The sequence below is a fragment of the Enterococcus sp. 5B3_DIV0040 genome, assembly GCF_002140755.1.
Classification (GTDB): Bacteria; Bacillota; Bacilli; order Lactobacillales; family Enterococcaceae; genus Enterococcus_D; species Enterococcus_D casseliflavus.
The window spans coordinates 205,830-224,858 of sequence record NZ_NGLC01000003.1; the positions used below are offsets into that span (position 1 = coordinate 205,830).

At 39.3% G+C, this 19,029-nt stretch carries 22 protein-coding genes; 20 read left to right on the forward strand and 2 right to left on the reverse strand.

Annotation, left to right across the window (positions count from 1 at the left end; all coding sequences use genetic code 11):
* Positions 1 to 93 precede the first annotated feature (93 nt).
* From A5883_RS18180 to A5883_RS18225, 10 genes are all read left to right on the forward strand, one after another.
* Complete coding sequence (locus A5883_RS18180; protein ID WP_086339281.1) at positions 94 to 834, forward strand: helix-turn-helix domain-containing protein; 741 nt, start codon at positions 94 to 96, stop codon at positions 832 to 834.
* A gap of 13 nt (positions 835 to 847) precedes the next feature.
* Complete coding sequence (locus A5883_RS18185) at positions 848 to 1,243, forward strand: hypothetical protein (protein WP_086339282.1); 396 nt, start codon at positions 848 to 850, stop codon at positions 1,241 to 1,243.
* 856 nt (positions 1,244 to 2,099) lie between these two features.
* Positions 2,100 to 2,330, forward strand: a complete 231-nt coding sequence (locus A5883_RS18190; RefSeq protein WP_141108431.1) for a hypothetical protein — start codon at positions 2,100 to 2,102, stop codon at positions 2,328 to 2,330.
* Positions 2,305 to 2,589: a hypothetical protein gene (locus A5883_RS18195; RefSeq protein ID WP_086339284.1), complete on the forward strand. Its 285-nt coding sequence runs from the start codon at positions 2,305 to 2,307 to the stop codon at positions 2,587 to 2,589. The genes A5883_RS18190 and A5883_RS18195 overlap by 26 nt, the downstream gene beginning before the upstream one ends.
* Before the next feature lie 321 nt (positions 2,590 to 2,910).
* Positions 2,911 to 4,125, forward strand: coding sequence for a replication initiator protein A (locus A5883_RS18200; protein ID WP_086339285.1), 1,215 nt, complete (start codon positions 2,911 to 2,913; stop codon positions 4,123 to 4,125).
* Entirely contained in the window at positions 4,122 to 4,607 is a 486-nt protein-coding gene (locus A5883_RS18205; protein ID WP_086339286.1) for a hypothetical protein, read from the forward strand. Before A5883_RS18200 ends, A5883_RS18205 begins: the two co-directional genes overlap by 4 nt.
* Positions 4,583 to 4,969: a hypothetical protein gene (locus A5883_RS18210; protein WP_086339287.1), complete on the forward strand. Its 387-nt coding sequence runs from the start codon at positions 4,583 to 4,585 to the stop codon at positions 4,967 to 4,969. The genes A5883_RS18205 and A5883_RS18210 overlap by 25 nt, the downstream gene beginning before the upstream one ends.
* Positions 4,970 to 5,838: 869 nt before the next feature.
* Positions 5,839 to 6,003, forward strand: coding sequence for a hypothetical protein (locus A5883_RS19325; protein ID WP_176324032.1), 165 nt, complete (start codon positions 5,839 to 5,841; stop codon positions 6,001 to 6,003).
* Between the two features lie 301 nt (positions 6,004 to 6,304).
* Positions 6,305 to 6,526, forward strand: coding sequence for a hypothetical protein (locus A5883_RS18220; RefSeq protein ID WP_086339289.1), 222 nt, complete (start codon positions 6,305 to 6,307; stop codon positions 6,524 to 6,526).
* Positions 6,519 to 6,905, forward strand: coding sequence for a hypothetical protein (locus tag A5883_RS18225; protein ID WP_086339290.1), 387 nt, complete (start codon positions 6,519 to 6,521; stop codon positions 6,903 to 6,905). The genes A5883_RS18220 and A5883_RS18225 overlap by 8 nt, the downstream gene beginning before the upstream one ends.
* Here A5883_RS18225 and A5883_RS18230 read toward each other — a convergent pair.
* Positions 6,902 to 7,330, reverse strand: coding sequence for a hypothetical protein (locus A5883_RS18230; RefSeq protein ID WP_086339291.1), 429 nt, complete (start codon positions 7,328 to 7,330; stop codon positions 6,902 to 6,904). The two genes, A5883_RS18225 and A5883_RS18230, sit on opposite strands and share 4 nt — an antisense overlap.
* A gap of 226 nt (positions 7,331 to 7,556) precedes the next feature.
* Between A5883_RS18230 and A5883_RS18235 the strand changes: the two genes are divergently transcribed.
* From A5883_RS18235 to A5883_RS18245, 3 genes are all read left to right on the forward strand, one after another.
* Complete coding sequence (locus A5883_RS18235; protein WP_086339292.1) at positions 7,557 to 7,736, forward strand: hypothetical protein; 180 nt, start codon at positions 7,557 to 7,559, stop codon at positions 7,734 to 7,736.
* An 89-nt stretch (positions 7,737 to 7,825) separates the two neighbouring features.
* Positions 7,826 to 8,659, forward strand: coding sequence for a LysM peptidoglycan-binding domain-containing protein (locus tag A5883_RS18240; RefSeq protein WP_086339293.1), 834 nt, complete (start codon positions 7,826 to 7,828; stop codon positions 8,657 to 8,659).
* A gap of 159 nt (positions 8,660 to 8,818) precedes the next feature.
* The gene (locus A5883_RS18245; protein ID WP_086339294.1) at positions 8,819 to 13,414 is read left to right on the forward strand and encodes a VaFE repeat-containing surface-anchored protein; all 4,596 of its coding nucleotides are present in this window, start codon (positions 8,819 to 8,821) and stop codon (positions 13,412 to 13,414) included.
* 220 nt (positions 13,415 to 13,634) lie between these two features.
* Here A5883_RS18245 and A5883_RS18250 read toward each other — a convergent pair whose 3' ends face one another.
* On the reverse strand, positions 13,635 to 13,901 hold the full coding sequence (locus A5883_RS18250; RefSeq protein ID WP_086339295.1) for a hypothetical protein: 267 nt from the start codon (positions 13,899 to 13,901) through the stop codon (positions 13,635 to 13,637).
* Between the two features lie 69 nt (positions 13,902 to 13,970).
* Between A5883_RS18250 and A5883_RS18255 the strand changes: the two genes are divergently transcribed.
* The 7 genes from A5883_RS18255 to A5883_RS18285 all read left to right on the forward strand — a co-directional run bounded on the left by A5883_RS18255 (position 13,971) and on the right by A5883_RS18285 (position 19,029).
* Positions 13,971 to 14,342: a hypothetical protein gene (locus A5883_RS18255; protein WP_086339296.1), complete on the forward strand. Its 372-nt coding sequence runs from the start codon at positions 13,971 to 13,973 to the stop codon at positions 14,340 to 14,342.
* A 166-nt stretch (positions 14,343 to 14,508) separates the two neighbouring features.
* Positions 14,509 to 14,712: a hypothetical protein gene (locus tag A5883_RS18260; RefSeq protein WP_086339297.1), complete on the forward strand. Its 204-nt coding sequence runs from the start codon at positions 14,509 to 14,511 to the stop codon at positions 14,710 to 14,712.
* 243 nt (positions 14,713 to 14,955) lie between these two features.
* Complete coding sequence (locus tag A5883_RS18265) at positions 14,956 to 15,318, forward strand: HU family DNA-binding protein (protein WP_086339298.1); 363 nt, start codon at positions 14,956 to 14,958, stop codon at positions 15,316 to 15,318.
* A gap of 43 nt (positions 15,319 to 15,361) precedes the next feature.
* On the forward strand, positions 15,362 to 15,904 hold the full coding sequence (locus A5883_RS18270) for a hypothetical protein (RefSeq protein ID WP_086339299.1): 543 nt from the start codon (positions 15,362 to 15,364) through the stop codon (positions 15,902 to 15,904).
* A 15-nt stretch (positions 15,905 to 15,919) separates the two neighbouring features.
* On the forward strand, positions 15,920 to 16,999 hold the full coding sequence (locus A5883_RS18275; protein WP_141108432.1) for a hypothetical protein: 1,080 nt from the start codon (positions 15,920 to 15,922) through the stop codon (positions 16,997 to 16,999).
* Positions 16,977 to 18,575, forward strand: coding sequence for a hypothetical protein (locus tag A5883_RS18280; RefSeq protein WP_086339301.1), 1,599 nt, complete (start codon positions 16,977 to 16,979; stop codon positions 18,573 to 18,575). Before A5883_RS18275 ends, A5883_RS18280 begins: the two co-directional genes overlap by 23 nt.
* The gene (locus A5883_RS18285) at positions 18,568 to 19,029 is read left to right on the forward strand and encodes a hypothetical protein (protein WP_086339302.1); all 462 of its coding nucleotides are present in this window, start codon (positions 18,568 to 18,570) and stop codon (positions 19,027 to 19,029) included. Before A5883_RS18280 ends, A5883_RS18285 begins: the two co-directional genes overlap by 8 nt.

Here is a 19,029-nt window from a genome sequence, read left to right on the forward strand (position 1 = left end):
TGATAAAAGTGAATTAAGAAGTTGATGAACACGTACAGAATATGTCAACTTTTACAAATAAAGTGAGTAGCATAAAGTAGGAGGGTGAAAAGAATGATAGAAATCAAAAATATCTATTATACAAATGGTAATAACTATTCTCCAAATGATCATGGCGCAAATGGTTGGGCTATCCTGTTGAGGAAGAAAGGACTGTATATGGAGAAATCTGAGGTAGAAATAATTCTGATAGAATCACATATGATCTTCCATTACATTTCGCAGAGCTTACTGAATCAAATTATTATTGTCGAGTTGAATTTATTTTGTAAGCCTTCTTCAAACTATATTCAAAAGATTGATCTGATAATCAATCAAGAGTTATCTAGCTTAATCCAGTTACTTTTCACAAGGTTTGAAACGAGAGATCGAACATATGTAGTGAATCCTGCTATCGAAATAATAATAAGAAAGGCATTTCGCTTGAATCTTTCTACGCTAAAAGAATACTTTGAAATATTTAAGTTAATAGCATTCATACAAGAGAATTTATCTGGAAATGTGACCGTTAGTGACTTAGCAGAGTTTATGCACATGTCCAAACCAACTTTAAATCGTTTTTGTATGAACAAATTAAATAAAGTGCCTCAGGACTTAATTAATGATATCAAAATTACGTTAGCGAAAAATTTATTGGAATCGACAGATGAAAAAATTTTTGAGATTGGTGAGAAAGCTGGTTTCTTTAACGCCAGTGCATTTACTATTTTTTTTAAAAAGGAAACCGGGTTATCTCCAAAAGAATATAGACAAAACTATTTTAATTCTTGGAAAGAGCACAGCCTAACTATTTAGAGGTGAAAGTGATATGGGAAGTAGAGAAATAGAAACTCGTCTAATAGAAATCATGGATGAAATTGTTACTTTATCAAAAGAATATGTTCTGTTAAAGAATCAAAGATTTGAATACGACAAGAAAGTTTCGCAAGAGAGAGTTTATGAAGAATATGTAAGAGAGAATTATTACCAAAAATATAAGAATAATTATGACATTATTTCGTTATATATAGCTTCTTTTTTAAAAGAAAAAGGTATCCCAACTAGCTCTAAAACTATTTATGAATACTTGGTGAAAGAAAAGCTAATATCTATATCTTATAGTAATTTGCAAAGCAACTATCTTAAGAGGATGCACAATGATACTCATGTTAATGTTGAGCGAGCATATAAGGGATATTATCAATATAGAAGAAAATCAAAATGAACGATAAATGAATCCAGTGGCGTCTTCAATCACTAACAATTAATTGAAGGAAGGAGACATACTGTTCTTTTAGAATCACTAGTTTTTGTGTTTCGGATCAACTACTTTTCAATATGTGTCATTCTAGCCTGTACTTATATATCTTCTGAAAAAAATTTGGTAAAACTATTTTAGAAAGGAACGCTTTCGTTCTTTTATTGCTCATTGATAACCGAATAGCCCATTTTCTAAATTCTTTTCAGTGATTAAGTAGCAGGCAACTTTTGCGCCAAGATCTCTTAGATTTGAAGGAGCGATAAACCAAAAGTTGCGACTAAAGCATGGAAACTTTAGGCAAAGAGATAATTGTTGAAGATAATGATACTCACGTAAGCGTCCCGCTGATGAACAGGGGGAGGAGGAGACTCCTGTGTACCTTTTCCAAGGTGGTTTAGAAAATGTTTAAAATAAAAAAAGGAACAGCATAAATGTTTTCGAAATGCTTTCGCACCAACATTTACCTGTTCCGTGGGTTTGGCACCCAATGGGCCATGAAGGACTCGAACCTTCGACACCTTGATTAAGAGTCATTAATGTCAATTTTTAAATAAAATTAATATGCTTCTTTTAGTATTAAGCTATCACTCTTTATCCTATGATAAATCAATGTTTTTAAGTATTGGCAGATATATATTAACACCAAATAATATTGATTGAAAAAGATAAGGAAAGGAAAAAATAGAGAAAAACTAGGAAAGAATGTTGGCAAAAATTTTGACAAATTTGAATTAAAAATAACAAAATCACGTTGTATCGACAGTTTAAGTTAAAAAATTGATAAAAGGAGGTTTCTTAATATAATAAGAAATAAAAAGTATTGTTGGAAGCTACTTTTTTTGCAGGCTTAATAATGACACAAGCAGTAGAAACAGCACAAAAAACAACTGCTCCTCAAGTTTTTCCTATTAAAAATGAAGTAGAAGTACATTCTGTTTCATTAAAAAATACAGTCAAAGAAGAAATGCTGGCAGAAATTGTTTCAACGATGGGAGCACCTTCAACAAAGGAAAAAACAGTGCTCGATGAAACGATTGGGAAAAGCCAATAACTGTGAGATAGATCAGTTGGAAGAAACAATAGGGGTTCAAGTAATTCCTAAAAAGGAAAACCCACTAGAAGAGAGTATTCCTACTGAGATAAATGAAGGGACAGAATCAGTCAACCCAGAGAATTCAGAAGAAGTAAAGATATCAATTGAATCTACTAAAGAAGTACTGGATTCTGACATTTCTTCTGAAAAAGAAGAGAAAACAGCTTTTTCGATAGAAACTCATCAACCTGAACTAAAAATAGAAGTAAGAGGATAGAGAAATCTGTCATCTTTTTTGTTGTTCAGGCGGAAGGGGAGATTCATGAAACAACTAACCGAAACGGTCGGTTTAAAGGTTCGATTCCTTATATTTGTATAGGGGCTAGAAATAGCTCCCAAAGCTAATTGATTGATTCTCTTTCTGGATGATCAGTATAGTTTCCGCCGGATCTTTATTGACTATACTGAGCCGCAGGTATTCAGATGTTTTGACATTGGCGAGTACGGGTTCGACTCCCATTGCCTGCTTACAAAATTTTATGAGGTTTTTCTATTTCTCCCGGCGGAGAAGTGGGAAATCCTAGAAAGAAGGATGAACATGGCAGATATTACAGTAAATCAATTAGCCACACATACGTTTTATCAAATTCCCCAAATCTTTATGACACGGACAGAGCGAATCAAAGATAGTATGGGAAAAGTGATTAAAAAGATTCGTTATACGAGCGATTACGCACAATTATCCAATGATGCCAAATTGGCGTATGGGGCATTGTATAATCGCTGTCAGTTATCGATTCGTTCGTACGAATCTGGAAAACGAGAGTTTGTCGATGAACAGGGTTCTGTCTTCTTGATTTTTACGGTAGAAGAATTGATGGAGTTACTAGATAAATCAAAACCAACGGTTACGAAATTAAAACAAGAACTAGCAAAATTGAACTTGTTGCGAGAAGTAAAACAAGGATTAAATAAACCCAATCGTTTGTATCTTCAATTAGTGGAAGCGGATCATCAAATTATTGAAGAATATGATTCAGAAAATCAATTGATCAAGCGGTTGGATTATCTTGGAAATGCCCTTCCTCTTCCAGAGGATAAAAAAAGTGATAATTCAGAAAAAACGGCTGAATCCCTTGGGGGACAAGGACGTGTAAATTTTACACGTGTAGAAAATACACGTCTGGAAGTGAAAAATTTACACACAAGTAATACTGAATTAAGTAATACTGAGAATACAAACGATACCAATCGATACGAGAAACCAACAGATGTTTCTCTTTCAGAAATTCCAGAAGCAGAGCTGCTCAAAATGGGGGACTATCCATTTTTGACGAAGCGAACCATTGAGCTACTTACTCATTTCGGGACAGATGCACAAAGATTGATTGATAAAATCTATACCGCAAAACGCAAAATAGAAAAAGAGTATGCGGATATTCTAGCGATCCATTATCGTGTCTTGCCTCGATTAAACGGAGAGCTTTGGGCACAAGATTTGGAACACGAAGTAGAGAAATTCATTTTTAAATATCGTACGAGTTGTCATGAAGGAAAACCGATTCAAGAACCATTTGCTTATTTTTATCGGATGATGCTTCATTTCTGGAAATTGGTGTTGTTGGCAGAAACCGTTGTTTCTTTTTCTGAGATCGAACGCTTAAGACAAGAATGGTTATCAGGTGAACGGACAGAACCAAGCGTGCTTCAAGCGATTTTCCCTGATAAATATACGTTGACGCAATTGGATCACGAATTGCTTTGTTTGCGCGAAACAGCAGTAAAACGTGGGGACAAGGAGGAAACCCGATGATGTATCAATCAACCAATCGGGCTTGTTACAATAGCTATTATGTGCCGTTTGAGACACTGGCCTATGCCAGCTGGCCGCCAACCTATGTGACGTGTGATTGCGGCAGTTTTGAAGAAACCAAGCGCCTTCATTTCTCAGATGGCTCCATTGAGAAAATTCCTGTTGTTCGATTCTTTGAATGGCACAAACACCAAGGCAAATTTCGTGAATACTTAGTGATTCCTGAACCACCCACTCGAAAAAAGCGATACAACACGCAACGGTTTTACTTAGAGCGCTATGGGTTTGAGGAATTGTTGCCGAAGATCGCAACCATCTATGATTTGAATGGGTTCTTGATTGCCCAACGCAATCATCCGTATCAACCCTTCCATTGGGTCTGTCGAAGGACATTTTATCGGACAGACACCCAAGAATACTTGACCACCTATCAGCTGAAAAGGAGGCGAAAGAACCGATGGAAAAACAATCAAACATCCTAGAAAAACCAATGCCACGAGTGAAAGAACAAGGGATTTTTCGCATGACAGATATTCAACGATTAGGGGCAGAATGCCAGTGTTTTCCCACGCTCGAGACGTTTCATTTGCCGGGAGGAAAAACCCGGATCGTTCGTCGCATGCGCACCTTTCGTATTGATGGCCGAAATGTCGTGGAATTTGCGGAATATCATGAGGGCACGGAGCGCAAGCGCTATGAGAAACAGATATTGCCGTTAAAAGCGATCTATCCAGAAATCAAGCGTGTAACCGATGCTTCTGGAAAGACGATCGCTCGCCGATTGAAACCGGATCAGCCGTTGCGTTGGGTACTTCCAACAACAGGACACCATAGCGAATCCTAAAAACTGAATATACCAAAATAAAATATATCCTGTTCTCTTTTTCGATGTACCTTAACATCTGATCGAAAGGCATTGGAGACTTGGAAAGTCCATGGAGAACTTAGCGAATCCAGTAGCACTTAGGGAATCTGCGGGTAAAGTTAGGGCATACGTGCTAGACCTTTTTTGAAACCAACGTCGGTTCTCTTTTACGCAGGCATAACAACAAATCGGTGCCTGTGAGTCCATGCTGGCAGGAGCTGGGGACGGAAATGAACGGAAACGATGAGGGTTTTCGGTAAACCATGGATGGCATAGGTGAGAAGATGGTCGGAACGATCAGCGATAGCGCCTTATCTAATCAGAACCGCTACTAAGGGGATAAGGTTACGTACATTTATGAAATAGGAAATCAGATCTTCAGTAATGAGGAGATCACTTAGAAAAAAGTTTTTAACAGACTTGTTTCTAAGCGTATGCGGGGAGTACATGTAGGCACTTGCCAGGACCCGATTCAAACGATCGGTGAGCATTTACCGTTGTCTACTAGGGTTCTGGATCCGGACGCCATAATCCAGTCGAATGCCCGTTAGGGTAGATCGAAGAAGAGAACACCCACGAATGGTGGACACAGGAACGAACAACTGACTGCGAAAAAATGAGTTTGTAAGGGAGACAAGAAGTAGATGGAAAACAGAACAACCGAAAAACAGAAAGCCTTTCGACCAAAGAGACCCGTAAAACGAATGCCAAACCAGCAGGAGCTGTTGGCACAAAAGAAAGCGAACTGGTCGATGAGGCGAATATGTATCATTTGTGGGTTTTCCCACCGGGGATAGGACTTCCTTTTGGGTTGACTTAAAAAAGCAAGGGAACGGAGGAAATGAACCATGAGCCAAGTGGTCTATGGATTGGTGTTAGGTGGTACGTGTTTGTTGGTGTGGGGAATGTTTCGTTTGTTGGATCATTTGATCCATTGGTTGGTATCGAAGGTTTGGTTGGTACTAGAGAAACGCCAGAAAAGGCTGGATGCCAAGAAAAAAAGACTGTCGTGAAAGGATAAACGACAGTCCCTGAGCTAGATGGGTTAGGGTTGATGGGTATTCATGAAATCGGTCATATGCAACCATCTAGCTCATGTCTAGTATACAACAGAAAATAACGAAAAAGAAAGAGAAAACAAATGGTTGGTTGACCGGTGCGAGTGTTTCAAAACTCCTTGTAGAAACAATGGATCAAAGACTTTTAGAAAACTTTTCGCTAAAAACTTCCAACATAAATTCTTGACAAAAAATCGACGTGCAGTGAACACTCGTACCGGTCAGTCAATCAAAAAAAGAAAGGCGGTAAAAGAAGATGGAAAAAGCAATCAATGGGTGTGTGCGATTGGAAAAACAAGGGAATCACTTATCGATGGTGTCAGAAGAGTTAGGCGCAATGGAGGTGTTACTCTTCACGCTTTTTAGCGCTGTATCTCTAGCAAAGTCAGAGGGGATTCCCTTGGAACGGCTTCACGAGATGTTAGACACTTTCGATCAGCGCTTAGAGCTAGAGGAGTGTGAACAAAAGCATGAGTGAACACCTGGCCACAAAGAAAAACCACCAGCTAAAGAAGCTGGCAAGAAAAGCATTATTTGAATTAACCGACGAAGAATATCATCCAAATTGGTTCAATGATCCGCAAGCGATTAAACGTCGGGATCGATTACTGGTGATTTTAGGTACGCCGATCGATCCGGTTCGAAAAGTTGGGGAAACAAAAGAAGCCTTTCATCAACGAGCGTGTCAGTATTTCTTCGATGTACGTCCAGGATTAGAAGAACGAGTGATTTCCGACTTGCTTGCAGGAAAGAAAGTCAAGCATGTATCCGAAGCTTATCAGATTCCACCATCCAAATTGACGTATTTACGAAAAAAGTATCATTTGTTTCCTAAGCAGCCAACGAATACCAGTTAGTTTAGTTGATACATGAAGTATTGGTTGCCTTTTTGAGCCAACCCCACTTGTTGGGCAATGACAAGATTCTTTGGTGCATAGTTGACTGTAGGAAGTGTGATTTCGTTTTGATCCTGATTGGTAACCTCAATAGGAAAGCTCAATTCTTTTCCATTTGTGGTAGTGAGAATGGCTTGGGTATTTCCTTTAAAAATGATGGTTTCAATTTGCCAAATGCCGAGATCTTTCAGGTCGGCCCCTTCTTTTTCTTGAAGTTGGGCAAAGTCAAACGTTTGTGCTTCGTTCGTCGTATCGGTTGAAACGATTGATTCTATCGCTGGTTGGTTGTCTTTTGGCTGTTTTTGTAAGTGTTCAAAAGCTAGAACAGCGAACAGCCCTGCTAGTATCAAGAGGGCACCGAATAAGTATTGGAATGGTTTTGTCATCGATCATCGATCCTTTCGTAAGTGTTAGATTCAGTATAAAACGATGGGTTTTCCTCTGTCTAGTACGAAAAAATGAGAGGAATTATTGAGGACCGATTCCATGAAAACAAACCAAAAAGAGATAAGAAAAGAATAAAAAAACTATAGAAAAAATATTGACGGGGGGGGGGTACATGTTAGACTAAGAATATAAGATATCTTAAATCACATGTACAAGGAGTAGATGATGGGAAAAACAAAAGAGAATTATAGCATTGGAATTGATGTCATTACACGTGAACAAATAGAAGCGATAAAAGAAGCCTGGGAGAAAGAGAATCGTCATGTGAAGTATTCTCGTCAAGGCATTGTTGGGCAATTAGTGGAAGATGAGTACGAGCGATTGAAGAAAGAAAACAAAATATAATCCGAAAAATCTATTTACAAAAATAACAGCTTGTTTCAAACTGTTGATAAATAAACGCAAAAACAAAAAAGTAAGGAGAGAAAAAGCAGATGAAAAAAACAGTGTTAGGAAGTTTTATTTTAGGAGCTGCATTAGGCGTGGTGTTTTTCACGAGTGGAAATGAAGCCCAGGCGTCAGAAGTAGATGGTGTGTGGACACCACGTACGGTGGAACAAATCAAAGCAGACATAAACAAAGCCAAAGACAACAAGTATACGATTGTCTGGGGTGATACCCTAAGTGGCATTAGCCAAGCAACGAATATCACGGTACAAAAATTGGCGGACATGAATAAGATTGCGAATGTTGATTTGATCTACGCAGGCAATACGCTCGTCTTTGACGGCAATGTCGTGACAGCTAAGAACGATAAGGGAGAAACGGTGGCACAAACAACGATTCAACCAAAAGACAAGAACGATGCGAATAAACCGGTAGGCAAACAAGAACCTGTAAAACAAGCAGAAGAAAAAGCACAAGGAACACCAGCGTCTTCTCAATCACAAAACAAGCAAGGAACAAAATCAAGCAAACCAGCAGAACAACCAAGCACTCCGGCTGAGAAACCAAGTACACCGTCTCAACCGACAACACCAACACAACCAAGTACTGGTGGAAACCAAGGAGGAACAACCACACCTTCTGAAACACCGAAACCAGAAAAAGATATGACACCTATTAATATGGGAAATAGTGGGAAAGTGTTTGATTCAGAAGCAGCGGCTTCTGAATATGGGTATGCGGAAATTGCGAATGAAAAAAGTCCATGGTATGGGATGCGTTTTGGTTCAAGTCAATTAGTAAATAAAAATTATGAATTGATCGGAACTTGGACAGTAGATTTTAGAGAACATGGTTCAGCTAGCACAAATTATGTAGAGTAAAAAGGTATCAGTAAACACTGGTATCTTTTTTGTTTGGAGGAAACCATCATGAGAAAATACCCACAAATACGCTCCCCGGATCAAAACAAATAGAAAAAATTCACGTCGTTATCCATTCCGATAGCGGCGTTTTATTATACAAAAATTTTGAGAAAGGAAATGATTCTTGTGCAGCTAAAAACAAGAAAGAATTGGTTAAAAGCCGCTGCGGTTTTGGCATTTTCTCAGTTCTGCTTTTTGACCGGGACGTTTCAAGCACAAGCGGAAGAAACAGCTGTTGGACAACCAACGGTAGAAACGACAACACCAGCTCCCGTTGAAGCAGTGGAAGTTCAACCGGTAGAAGAAGCTGTCCCAGCTGTAGAAACACCCACTGAACCTGTGCCAGAGACCGATGCACCGACAACCAATTCAAAAGCAACTCTCGATCAAACGATCGGGGAAACACAAAATCCAGGTGACAGTCCAGCGGTCACACAACCGGTAGAACCAGAAACACCTGAAACAGACAGTTTACCGGAATCATCAGAAGAAAGTACGTCAAGTACCGCATCCTCTTCTGAACCAGTAGAATCAACAGAGCCAACAGAGGCAACCACTCCAGAAACGGATTCAACACCTGCTTCAACAGAACCTTCTGTAGAAAACGCGACAGAAACACCTGTTACGGATACAGAAAAACCAGCGGGACAACCGGTAGACACTAAGGACACGGTAGAGAAAGTAGAAGCTGAAAAAGCAGAAACATCGGTAGTCGCTTCTGACACGAAAGAAACCACGGTTTCCGAGAAAGAAGTAAAAGAAACGTTTGTAGTTACACAACCACGTGCTGCTCGTGTTCGTCGTGCCGCCGTTTCTATCCGTGCCGCAAATGACAATATTGTTCGTGAAAATTTAGTTGGTCAAGGCATTAACTGGGCAATTGTAGATGATCCAGGACGTAAAGGATTTACCTTTAATGGCATTCCAATGTTTACAGTCAATGGACAAGCCGCATTTTGTATTCAACCAGGGGTAGATTTTAAGGGAAATGGACAAGTCCATTCGACTGAAGCGTTGAATACGTATTTAAAAGATCCCATTAAAAGAGATAAGATTACTTTGATTTCTTATTTTGGTTATGTCAATAACCCGGATAAGTCCAAAGAACAATATTTTACCACACAATTAATGATCGGCGAAGTTTTAGGACGTAAAGTCACTTGGACCTATGCACCATTGAATTACAATGCTCGTAAAGCGGCGATCAATAAATTAATTGCTAATTTTGATAATAGAGCCTCTTTTAACAATCAAACAAAGACGGTAAAAGTTGGCGAAACAATCAAAGTAAATGATACAAGCGGCTTTTTATCTCGAGTGAAAGAGGTTAAAGCGCCTAAAGGGATTACCGCAAAAATTCAAGGAAACGACTTAGTCATCACTGTGACAAAAGATGCACCGGAGAAAGCACAAGTAAGATTAGCGCAAATTAAGCTTGCCAGTGCACCAATGGTGTATAAGAAACCAGGCTCACAAACGATCGGGGTATTGAATCCAACAGAACCTGGAGATTCAATCTTAAACTTAAATGTTCTAAAACAAGGCAACCTGGAAATCTTAAAAATCGACGCAGATACTAAGAAACCTTTAGCCAATGCCGAAATCAAAGTCACAATCAATGGCAAAGACCAAACTGTCAAAACCAATGATAAAGGGATTGCGACGGTTAAGAACATTACTCATGGCACAAAAGGCACGGTTGTTGAAATCAAAGCCCCAACGGGCTACGTTTTGAACAAAACAAGCAAAAAGTTCACGATCGAAGCCAATAAAACCATCAAAGTGACCCTTGAAAACAAGGCCCAAAAAGGGATTGCGCGCATTTTCAAAGAAGATGCCGAAACGGGTAATAAAGCCCAAGGTGCTGCGACCTTAGAAGGCGCAGTCTACGGACTGTACCAAGCAGACGGCACAAAAATCAAATCCGTTACGCTAAAAAATATCAATGGAAAAGTCCAAGCAGAAGTGAAAGACTTGAAACTCGGAGCTTATTACTTCTTAGAAGAAAAAGCGCCAGTCGGATACAATCTCAATACGAATAAGATCCACTTTGAGTTAGTCTATGGTGGACAAGACAAAGAAACTGTCACAAAAGAAGTTATCGCAAAAGACCAAGTAATCAAAGGAACGATTGAAGGGGTCAAGGTCGGCAATAAAGACTTTGTGGATACGAAAGATCCTGACAAGAAGCCAAAACTTGCAGGCATTGAAATTTCTTTAACCTCAAAAACAACGGGGAAAGTTGTCAAAGCAGTTTTGACTGACAAAGACGGGTACTTTACCTTCGGTAAAAACGCGGTGGTCTTTGATACCTATATTGTTTCTGAAACCAAAGGTAAGGAAGGCTATAAATTGTTTGAACCGTTCGAAGTAACGATTTCCGAACAAGGTCAAACCTTCCGTTATGTGTTAGAAGACCAAATCATTGAGCAACAAGTCAAAATTGTCAAAGTCGATGCAGAAACAGGCAAAGTCATTCCACTTGCCAATACAGAATTCAAGATCTTTGATACCTTAGCCAACAAGTATGTCACATTTGCCATTCCAAATGATACCGAAGTCACCGATATTTTCCGGACAAATGCCAAAGGCTATCTCGTTACAAACGGTACGTTTACCTATGGAAACAATCGGTACCGTATCGAAGAAATCAATGCACCGAAAAATTATGTCTTAAACAAAACACCGTTGGTGTTCTCGATTACCGATGACACAGAACCAATCAAAGTGATCAATTTTGCGAACCGCCAAGCACGGAAAAATGTGAAATTGTTCAAGTATGAAGAATGGAACAAGAAGAAAACACCACTTTCTGGTGTGACGTTTACGCTGTATAACCAAACAGGCAAAGCCTTAGGAGAATACACCACCGATAAAAACGGGGAACTCCTGGTCAAAGGGTTAGTTGCCGGGGCTTACTATTTCTTGGAAAATGCGCCATTAGAAAGCTTCCAACCAAATACAGACAAACAAGCATTCACCGTCGCATTCAAACAAAATGCGCCCGATGATGGGGAAACGTTGTTGGTTTCTGTACGCAACTATTTGATTCCACCAACCTTGGAAACACAAGCATCGAACAAAGAAGATGGCGAAAAAGTCGTTGATCCATTAGAAACAATCGTGATCAAAGACAGTGTTTCTTATACGAATTTGTTTGTCGGTAAAGAATACACCATTTCAGGGGTATTGATGAACAAGGCAACGAATGCGCCGATCCTGCAAGATGGCAAAGAAATCACCAGTACCTTGACTTTTGTTGCAGACAAAGCCAACGGTACGAAAGACCTGGAGTTTGTGGTCAATGCCAGCGTCTTGAAAGGTCAAACCATCGTTGTCTTTGAAAAACTCTTCCGTGACGGCATTGAAGTTGCGGCATATGAAGACATTACTGATGTAGCCCAAAGTGTGAAAGTAAACAATCCAAGCGTTCATACGACAGCTGTCTTTGAAGATGGCTTAACCGTCGCAGACCCAACGGGGCTGTTTACCTTAAACGATACCGTTGAAATCAAAGAAATCCTTCCAGGAAAAGCGTATCTGGTCAAAGGGATCTTAATGGACAAAGCCACCGGTGAACCATTGCTTGTGCATGGAAATACGGTAGAAACCAGTGTTGGTTTTATCGCCAAAGCAGAAAATGAAACGGTGATCGTACCATTTACCTTTGATCTAACCGGCTTAAATGGTCGTGAAATCGTTGTGTTTGAAAGTCTCTTTAGAAATGACGAAGAGCTGGCAAACCACAAAGACATCAATGACAAAGGCCAAACGGTGCGGGTAACGAACCCAAGTGTTCGTACCACCGCTACGCATAAACCAACGGGACTAAAAGCAGTAAATCCATTAACGAAAGTCACGATTACCGACGCTGTGAAGTATCACGATTTGATCGTTGGAAAGACCTACACCGTCAGTGGTGTGCTAATGGATAAAGAAAGCGAAAAACCAGTCTTAGTGGATGGCAAAGAAGTCACGAGTACCTTGACCTTTGTGGCAGAAAGTACCGACGGTACAGTACACTTAGACTTTATCTTAGACGCTCGTGCGTTACGCGGAAAAGAAGTGGTCGTCTTTGAAGATTTGTTTAGGGACGGTGTATTATTAGCCTCTCATGCAGTGATCACGGATAAAGACCAAACCATTACAATCGTTAATCCAACCATTACCACCAAAGCGACCAACGCCGAAGGTGGAAAAGAGATTTTGGCATTGCCAAATCAAAAAGTATTGGAATGGGTTCAAGTCAACGGTCTAGCAATTGGTCAAATCTACAAACTGATTGTTCAAGGCTACTTAACCCCAGACGGTACACCATTTGAAGGCACCCATGCCGAAAAAATCTTTACGGCAGACAAAGAAACCATGGAATTCTTGTTTGAATTCCTAGTAGACGGTCGGAACCTTGCCGGAAAAGGCTTAAGCTTTGCGGAATGGCTCCAAGCCAAAACCGAAGACGAGGAAGAAATGTTTGAAGAAGTCGCGAAACACAATGTGGATCTAACGAACAAAGATCAAACCGTTCACTTTGTGGAAGCACCAAAACCAGCCACACCAAAAACACCAGAACAACCAGAAGTCAAACCAGCTGCAACAGTACCAATGTTGCCAAAAACAGGCTCTCAAGACAATGGTGTATGGGTTGTAATTGGATTGATCTTTGTCCTTGCGGCAAGCTTGATCGGATATGATTTGTACAAGGTCAAAGACTAAACAAGACGAACAAGCGGTTAGACCACTAGCCGCTTGTTTTTAGACAATTTGGAATGATCAAGAAAGAGTAAGAGAGCGGGTTATTAGACTACTCACAACATTCTAAAAACCGGAAGGGGGAAAGCTCCTTATCGCTTACTCTTCAGTAAAAGGCAGCACCACTCATGAGTGTGCTGCCTTTTTTTTCAATAAAAATAAGCAAGGAAAAGAATTCCCTTGCTCATTGTGCGGCTAATGCTTTTTGACTTAATACATCCAAGACTTCTACTGAAGCTCTCGTAGCGGAAGTGACGGAAAATTGAATGAGTAAATCAACGATTTTTTCAATGGTGGCTGCTTCTTCTAGCGTAAACGCTTTGTCGGGAAACAATGAGATCAAACATTCCACTAACGTATCACGCATTGTATCATGTTCAGCGCCATGATTTCGCTCAATCGCTTTTTCTACAATCTGATTTAGTTCATCTTGTGTCAATGAAAGCTGCATGTTAACCCCTCCGTTTTTATTTTTTATCAAATTATACCAGAGAAAAACAGTTTGTGGAGGTGAATCGGGATGTTTTCTTGTTGTGATTGTTATACGGCAGAGGAATTACTCGAGGGGATTCGAATGTACCAAGAAGAACGTGAGTGGGCAGAGTCGCTTAGGTTGTCATGGGAGTATGAACCCATTGCTTCTTCAGTGATTCAAGCCATCGAAGAAGCGGGCTATTTTTGTGAAGCACATTTTGATGCACTTCATAACATTTCTTATTACAAGTGTTACTTTGTTCCTGTGCCAGAAAAGCAACGAGTGTGTAACCAACAACGAATCAAAGAACAAGAAGAACAGCGCAAGAAGGAACGACAATGGGATATTCTAGAAACGTCGTTGACGATCCTTGTCCTTCTTTTCTTTATTGTGGTGGGTTATCTTTTATGTTGTTAGTTCTATTCATTGATTTGTGGAAATAAGCTGTATTTTGCGATTTGAGACGTTTTAGTCGATCAATGAAGAATTTAGTCGAAAAAGTTTTTAAAACCTCGGAGAACGCAATTCTCGAGGTCGTTTTTTGTTAAAATGCAAATTTTTAGAAGGAGGAGGGAAAAGTTGAATGAGGATGTTTCTTGATTGTTATTTTGAAGAAGAATTACAACGCAATGGATTTGATGTGACATTGGAAGAACTACAAGAGATGTATATCAAAAGTCAGAAAAGAAAAGAGGAAAAAGAGAAAAGAAAAAAGGATCAACAAGAAGCAAACAGCGAGAATGCGAAGGAAAATGCGTCTGTTTTGCGTTCTAAGACGTTTGAATGAATCAATGAAGAAATTAGTCGAAAATGTTTTTAAAACCTCGGATACCGCAATTCTCGAGGTCGTTTTTTTGATAAAATGCAAATTTTTAGAAGGAAGGGGAAGGAAAGCATGTTAATTATACCAAATCTTTTTTTGTGGAAGAATTACAACGCAACGGATTGGATGTGACCTATACAGCCCTAGAACAAATGTATACCAAAAGTCGCTTACGTAACTTAGAAGCGGTACAAAAAGAAAGAAGGGATGCAAAACGCGCATGGGATCGAAAGTATTGGCATAGGTGTGGAAAATATCGAAAAGCAGAAAGGGAGAAAAAAGCAAGTGATCGGACGACGTGATTTAGCGAAAGAAGTAGCCGCAGAGATAGAAATGGATGCCCAAATCATTCAAAATCTGTTTAGTTTACTATTGGATAAAATGATTGAACACTTACAAAATGGGGAAGAAATCCATTTCAAATCTTTTGGGAGTTTTTTGCTTGTTGAGAAAGAAGGGGGCATCCGAGATCCGGAAACAGATGAAGAAGAGATCAAGCGGGAACGATCACTTGTGTTTGTGCCAGGATCTAAATTGAAGGATGCGGCGTTGAATAAGGCAAGTGTTTGAAGACCTAAGGAAATAGTGAGAGAAGCGAGTGAGGTGAATACGCATGGGATTAACGTCAGAACAACGAAAAACGAAAGAGATTGCGATCGCTATTTTAAAGGCTCAAGGAAAAAGCTATGATCTTGTGTTAGATGAATTTCATCAAGCAATCATTCTAAACAATCAAGAATTGATTTTAACTAATTTACAAATACAAGCAGGAAAAAAGAAAGACAGGGAGGAACCGTTTATGCACAGCCAAACACAATTACAGACCAAAAATTTAGCGAATAAAACGACTCATTGGATGAAAATAGGTTTGTTGTTTCTAGCAATAACCCTTCTTTTTACTTTGACTGAACCGATGATTGCCTTTGCGGATATTGAAAGCTCAGTTAATAATGCAGGTAAGTCCATTTTTACAACAATAAAAAATATTTCTGGAATGGTAGGAGCTGCAATCATTGCAGCTGGATGGCTTGGAAACATGCTTCCTATTGTCGAAATTAGTCAAAAGGCAAAAATGTGGATTATTCGTGCAGGAGTTGGAATTGTTGGTATTTCTTTTACCATGCAACTAGTGGAGTGGTTCCAAAAGATGAATTAATGGATGGTGAGAACGTTGATTGAAGTGAAAATTGAAACAACCAATGCGATTCGTGTGACACGTCAACGTTACACTTATGTCGAATTTGAAGAACTTTCTGAAGATCTTCGACCAGGTGATTTTGTGACGTTTACATTGATTCATGGGAAAAAGCAATTATATCAAGGAAAATTCCAAAAAGTTCAAGGATTGACGGTCCATGAATCCATTGAACTGAGAATCTGTGAGATGATCGAAAAAGGATCCGTCAAAAAGAAAAACGGTAAACATTTATTGTATTTATTGGATCAAGAGTTTCAGGCGCTTTCCCATGAGTCCTTGCCGATAAAATCAACGTTCTCACCATCAAAAAAGCAGGAGTTGTCTTTGTTTTCTTCTTTTATGCATGGGAAGAAACGTTGGAAATTGGGGGTTGGACTACTTTTGATCGTGTGTCTCGTAGGTGCTTATTTTCTTTTTTCTCGAACAGATCGACTTTCTCCGGCCCTTCCTTCTTATGATACATTGATTGAACAAAAAGATTATCAAGAAGCATTCAAACAGTATCCTCAAAAAGAAGAAGCGCTGGTTGAACAATTGTATAAAGAAGAAGCGGAGCAGGAGTTGTTTGAATTGTATCAAAAGGGACACTCTACTTTGGCTTATTTTTATTATTTGTTTTTAACGGAACAATGGGAGAAAGTGACAGAAATGAAGGAAATCCCTCAAAATACAACCGTTCAAGGTATGCGAGGATATGCGTATCTTGCACAAGGAAAAATTGAAGAAGCAGAATTGATCAATCAAGTGCTGAATAATGACACGTTAAGTGATCAAATTAAACAAGCAAAAAAGAGGATGGCGTATGAATATTTGCGGGATAAAGATATTTCTAGCGCTGAATCAATCAATAAAGAGCTAAATGATTCTGAATTAGAAGAAGATATCCAAGTAGCGAAGAGTATCGTTAATCTGCTTCATAAATATCAAGAAGATAAAGAAAATACGAAATTATCGAAAGAAGAGAGAAAAGAAGCAGAACGTAATTTTACTTTATGGACAAGTAATTTAAACCAATTAGGAGGGGATCTTGATGACACAAGAAGGACCAAGTAAATCCAAATATACGTTAAAAAAAGGAGGCCTGATTGGCCTTTTTAGTTTGATGATTTTAGGGGGTGTGGGGATTTATGGCTATCAATCGCTACAGTCACAACCTGTAGCGGAAGAAACCAACACATCTTCTGAGGCAAAAGAAAAAGCCTCTTTGCCTCCTTGGGAACAACAAGTGACAGAAAAAAGTGAAGAGAAAAAAGACACAGAAAAAAAGGAGAAAGCAGACAAATCAATCAATCCAGAAAAAGCGCCAGATACTTCATCAGGATTGGATCAAATTTTAGGCGTCATTATTGATCAGAAATCTGAAGATTCTCGAATTTTTGGGATGGATGTATTAGAGAATCAGCCAAAAGAAAAACGTACGTTGTTGAGTCAGTTAGCACAGGCATTTGAGAAACAACTTTCTAAAGAAGAAAAACGAGAAGTGACACAAAAAGCTGAAGAAAACGGCGCTTCTGATAAATTGATAGTAGGTCCAGAAGAACCTTCTTTGGTATTGGATGTACCTATTGATCCAACCGCAGAAACAGGCTTGAATTTATCATTAGAGAATAGTCCAGTTCCTTCTATACCTGAAACGCCGCAACCGGAGATTCCAGTGACACCGACGCCTCTTCCAAGTCCTGATTTGAAGGAAGAAGAGGCGGGGATAGAGGATCGTTTGGTTGAAATGATTTCAGAAAATCGTGTGGCGTTAAATGATGCGACCACCCAAGTAACACGTGTGAATGCGGAATTAGCTAAAATGAAGTCTTCTTTGGATCAGCTTGCATTGCTAGAAGAGACAACGTCGCTGCAGTTTGAAGGTGCGACACAAACTTGGGAACATCTTTCCAGTCTTGTTTCAGAGTACAATCGTTTATCAAAAGAAATCAAGGAATTAGTTGAAGAGAATGAGGAAGTCCTGCCGATTCATTATGATCAATATCATGAATTGTATCAAGGTTTAGCAACAAAAATCCATGAAATGAAAGAAACGCAACGAGAAGCAAATGATCAGACCATTCAATTCAAACAAGCAGTAGTGGTGACAAGTCAAGCCCTTCAATCGTATCCGGAAATAGTAAAAAGTTACGAATCCCTTCAATCAGATGTGACACAAACGGTTTCTAAGGCACAAGCAGTGGTTTCTCAAGCCGCAACCAATCCAAAAGTGAAAAAAGAGGTACAATCAGAAATCCAACAAGCGGTTCAAGCCACAGAAACAGTCACAGGGTTGAATCAGGAAGTAGAAAAACAGTTGGAAAAACAAAATAAATCACTTAATGGATCTGAGAAAATGACCCAACAAGTCACGATGGTTGAACAAGAAGCAGAAAAACAAACAGTCGCAACAGAAGCAGCGTATGCTGATTTTGAAGGGTTGCCTCAAGTGAATTTGAGTGAATCGTCCAATGAGTCTGAAAGCAGTGATGGAACAGAAACAGGCACTTCACCGACCCCTTCAGAAGAAAGCGCGTCAAGTACCGCACAACCTTCTGAATCGGCAGAAACAACTAGTCCAACGGAGACAACAACGCCTGAAGTTGAACCACCCCTGATACCAACTGATGGGGGGGATCCGAATGTCTAAATTTGATTATCTTTTTTTATTGTGGCGAAGATACACGGGTGTTTTTTTGACACTTGTGTGTCTTTGTTCTCTTTTTCTTTTAAGTATGAAAGGATATACGCATCTTTCTCAAAATTATATGCTTTCTACGGTACAATCACCAGATGTGACACTTCCGGTAGGTGAGTTTTTGTTGTTGTGCTTTGTTATGTATCTGTGTGTTGTTTTCTTTCGTGGTTTTCGTTTTTACCTTACTAATTCGATAGGCTCTATGCTTCTTTTTTTGGGAAAGAAGCTTTATGTTTTCTTTTTGGTCATAGGGGGAATTGGTGCGATCGATTTGTGGTTAGGTCAACAGTTAAGTGTTGCCTTGCTACGTTCGTGCTTGACTTATAGTGTGGTTTGTTTTTTGTATCGTCGATGGAATGATTGTCAAGATCAACAATTGATTGAAGCGTATCAACTGTATCAATGA

Coding starts and splice junctions, on each gene's coding strand:
- A5883_RS18265 (WP_086339298.1), top strand. CDS start 14,956: ATGCAAAACGCGCATGGGATCGAAAGTATTGGCATAGGTGTGGAAAAT.
- A5883_RS18220 (WP_086339289.1), top strand. CDS start 6,305: ATGGAAAAAGCAATCAATGGGTGTGTGCGATTGGAAAAACAAGGGAAT.
- A5883_RS18250 (WP_086339295.1), bottom strand. CDS start 13,901: ATGCAGCTTTCATTGACACAAGATGAACTAAATCAGATTGTAGAAAAA.
- A5883_RS18180 (WP_086339281.1), top strand. CDS start 94: ATGATAGAAATCAAAAATATCTATTATACAAATGGTAATAACTATTCT.
- A5883_RS18185 (WP_086339282.1), top strand. CDS start 848: ATGGGAAGTAGAGAAATAGAAACTCGTCTAATAGAAATCATGGATGAA.
- A5883_RS19325 (WP_176324032.1), top strand. CDS start 5,839: ATGAGCCAAGTGGTCTATGGATTGGTGTTAGGTGGTACGTGTTTGTTG.
- A5883_RS18200 (WP_086339285.1), top strand. CDS start 2,911: ATGGCAGATATTACAGTAAATCAATTAGCCACACATACGTTTTATCAA.
- A5883_RS18260 (WP_086339297.1), top strand. CDS start 14,509: ATGAGGATGTTTCTTGATTGTTATTTTGAAGAAGAATTACAACGCAAT.
- A5883_RS18240 (WP_086339293.1), top strand. CDS start 7,826: ATGAAAAAAACAGTGTTAGGAAGTTTTATTTTAGGAGCTGCATTAGGC.
- A5883_RS18210 (WP_086339287.1), top strand. CDS start 4,583: ATGGAAAAACAATCAAACATCCTAGAAAAACCAATGCCACGAGTGAAA.
- A5883_RS18280 (WP_086339301.1), top strand. CDS start 16,977: ATGACACAAGAAGGACCAAGTAAATCCAAATATACGTTAAAAAAAGGA.
- A5883_RS18245 (WP_086339294.1), top strand. CDS start 8,819: ATGATTCTTGTGCAGCTAAAAACAAGAAAGAATTGGTTAAAAGCCGCT.
- A5883_RS18195 (WP_086339284.1), top strand. CDS start 2,305: ATGAAACGATTGGGAAAAGCCAATAACTGTGAGATAGATCAGTTGGAA.
- A5883_RS18235 (WP_086339292.1), top strand. CDS start 7,557: ATGGGAAAAACAAAAGAGAATTATAGCATTGGAATTGATGTCATTACA.
- A5883_RS18225 (WP_086339290.1), top strand. CDS start 6,519: ATGAGTGAACACCTGGCCACAAAGAAAAACCACCAGCTAAAGAAGCTG.
- A5883_RS18285 (WP_086339302.1), top strand. CDS start 18,568: ATGTCTAAATTTGATTATCTTTTTTTATTGTGGCGAAGATACACGGGT.
- A5883_RS18270 (WP_086339299.1), top strand. CDS start 15,362: ATGGGATTAACGTCAGAACAACGAAAAACGAAAGAGATTGCGATCGCT.
- A5883_RS18255 (WP_086339296.1), top strand. CDS start 13,971: ATGTTTTCTTGTTGTGATTGTTATACGGCAGAGGAATTACTCGAGGGG.
- A5883_RS18205 (WP_086339286.1), top strand. CDS start 4,122: ATGATGTATCAATCAACCAATCGGGCTTGTTACAATAGCTATTATGTG.
- A5883_RS18230 (WP_086339291.1), bottom strand. CDS start 7,330: ATGACAAAACCATTCCAATACTTATTCGGTGCCCTCTTGATACTAGCA.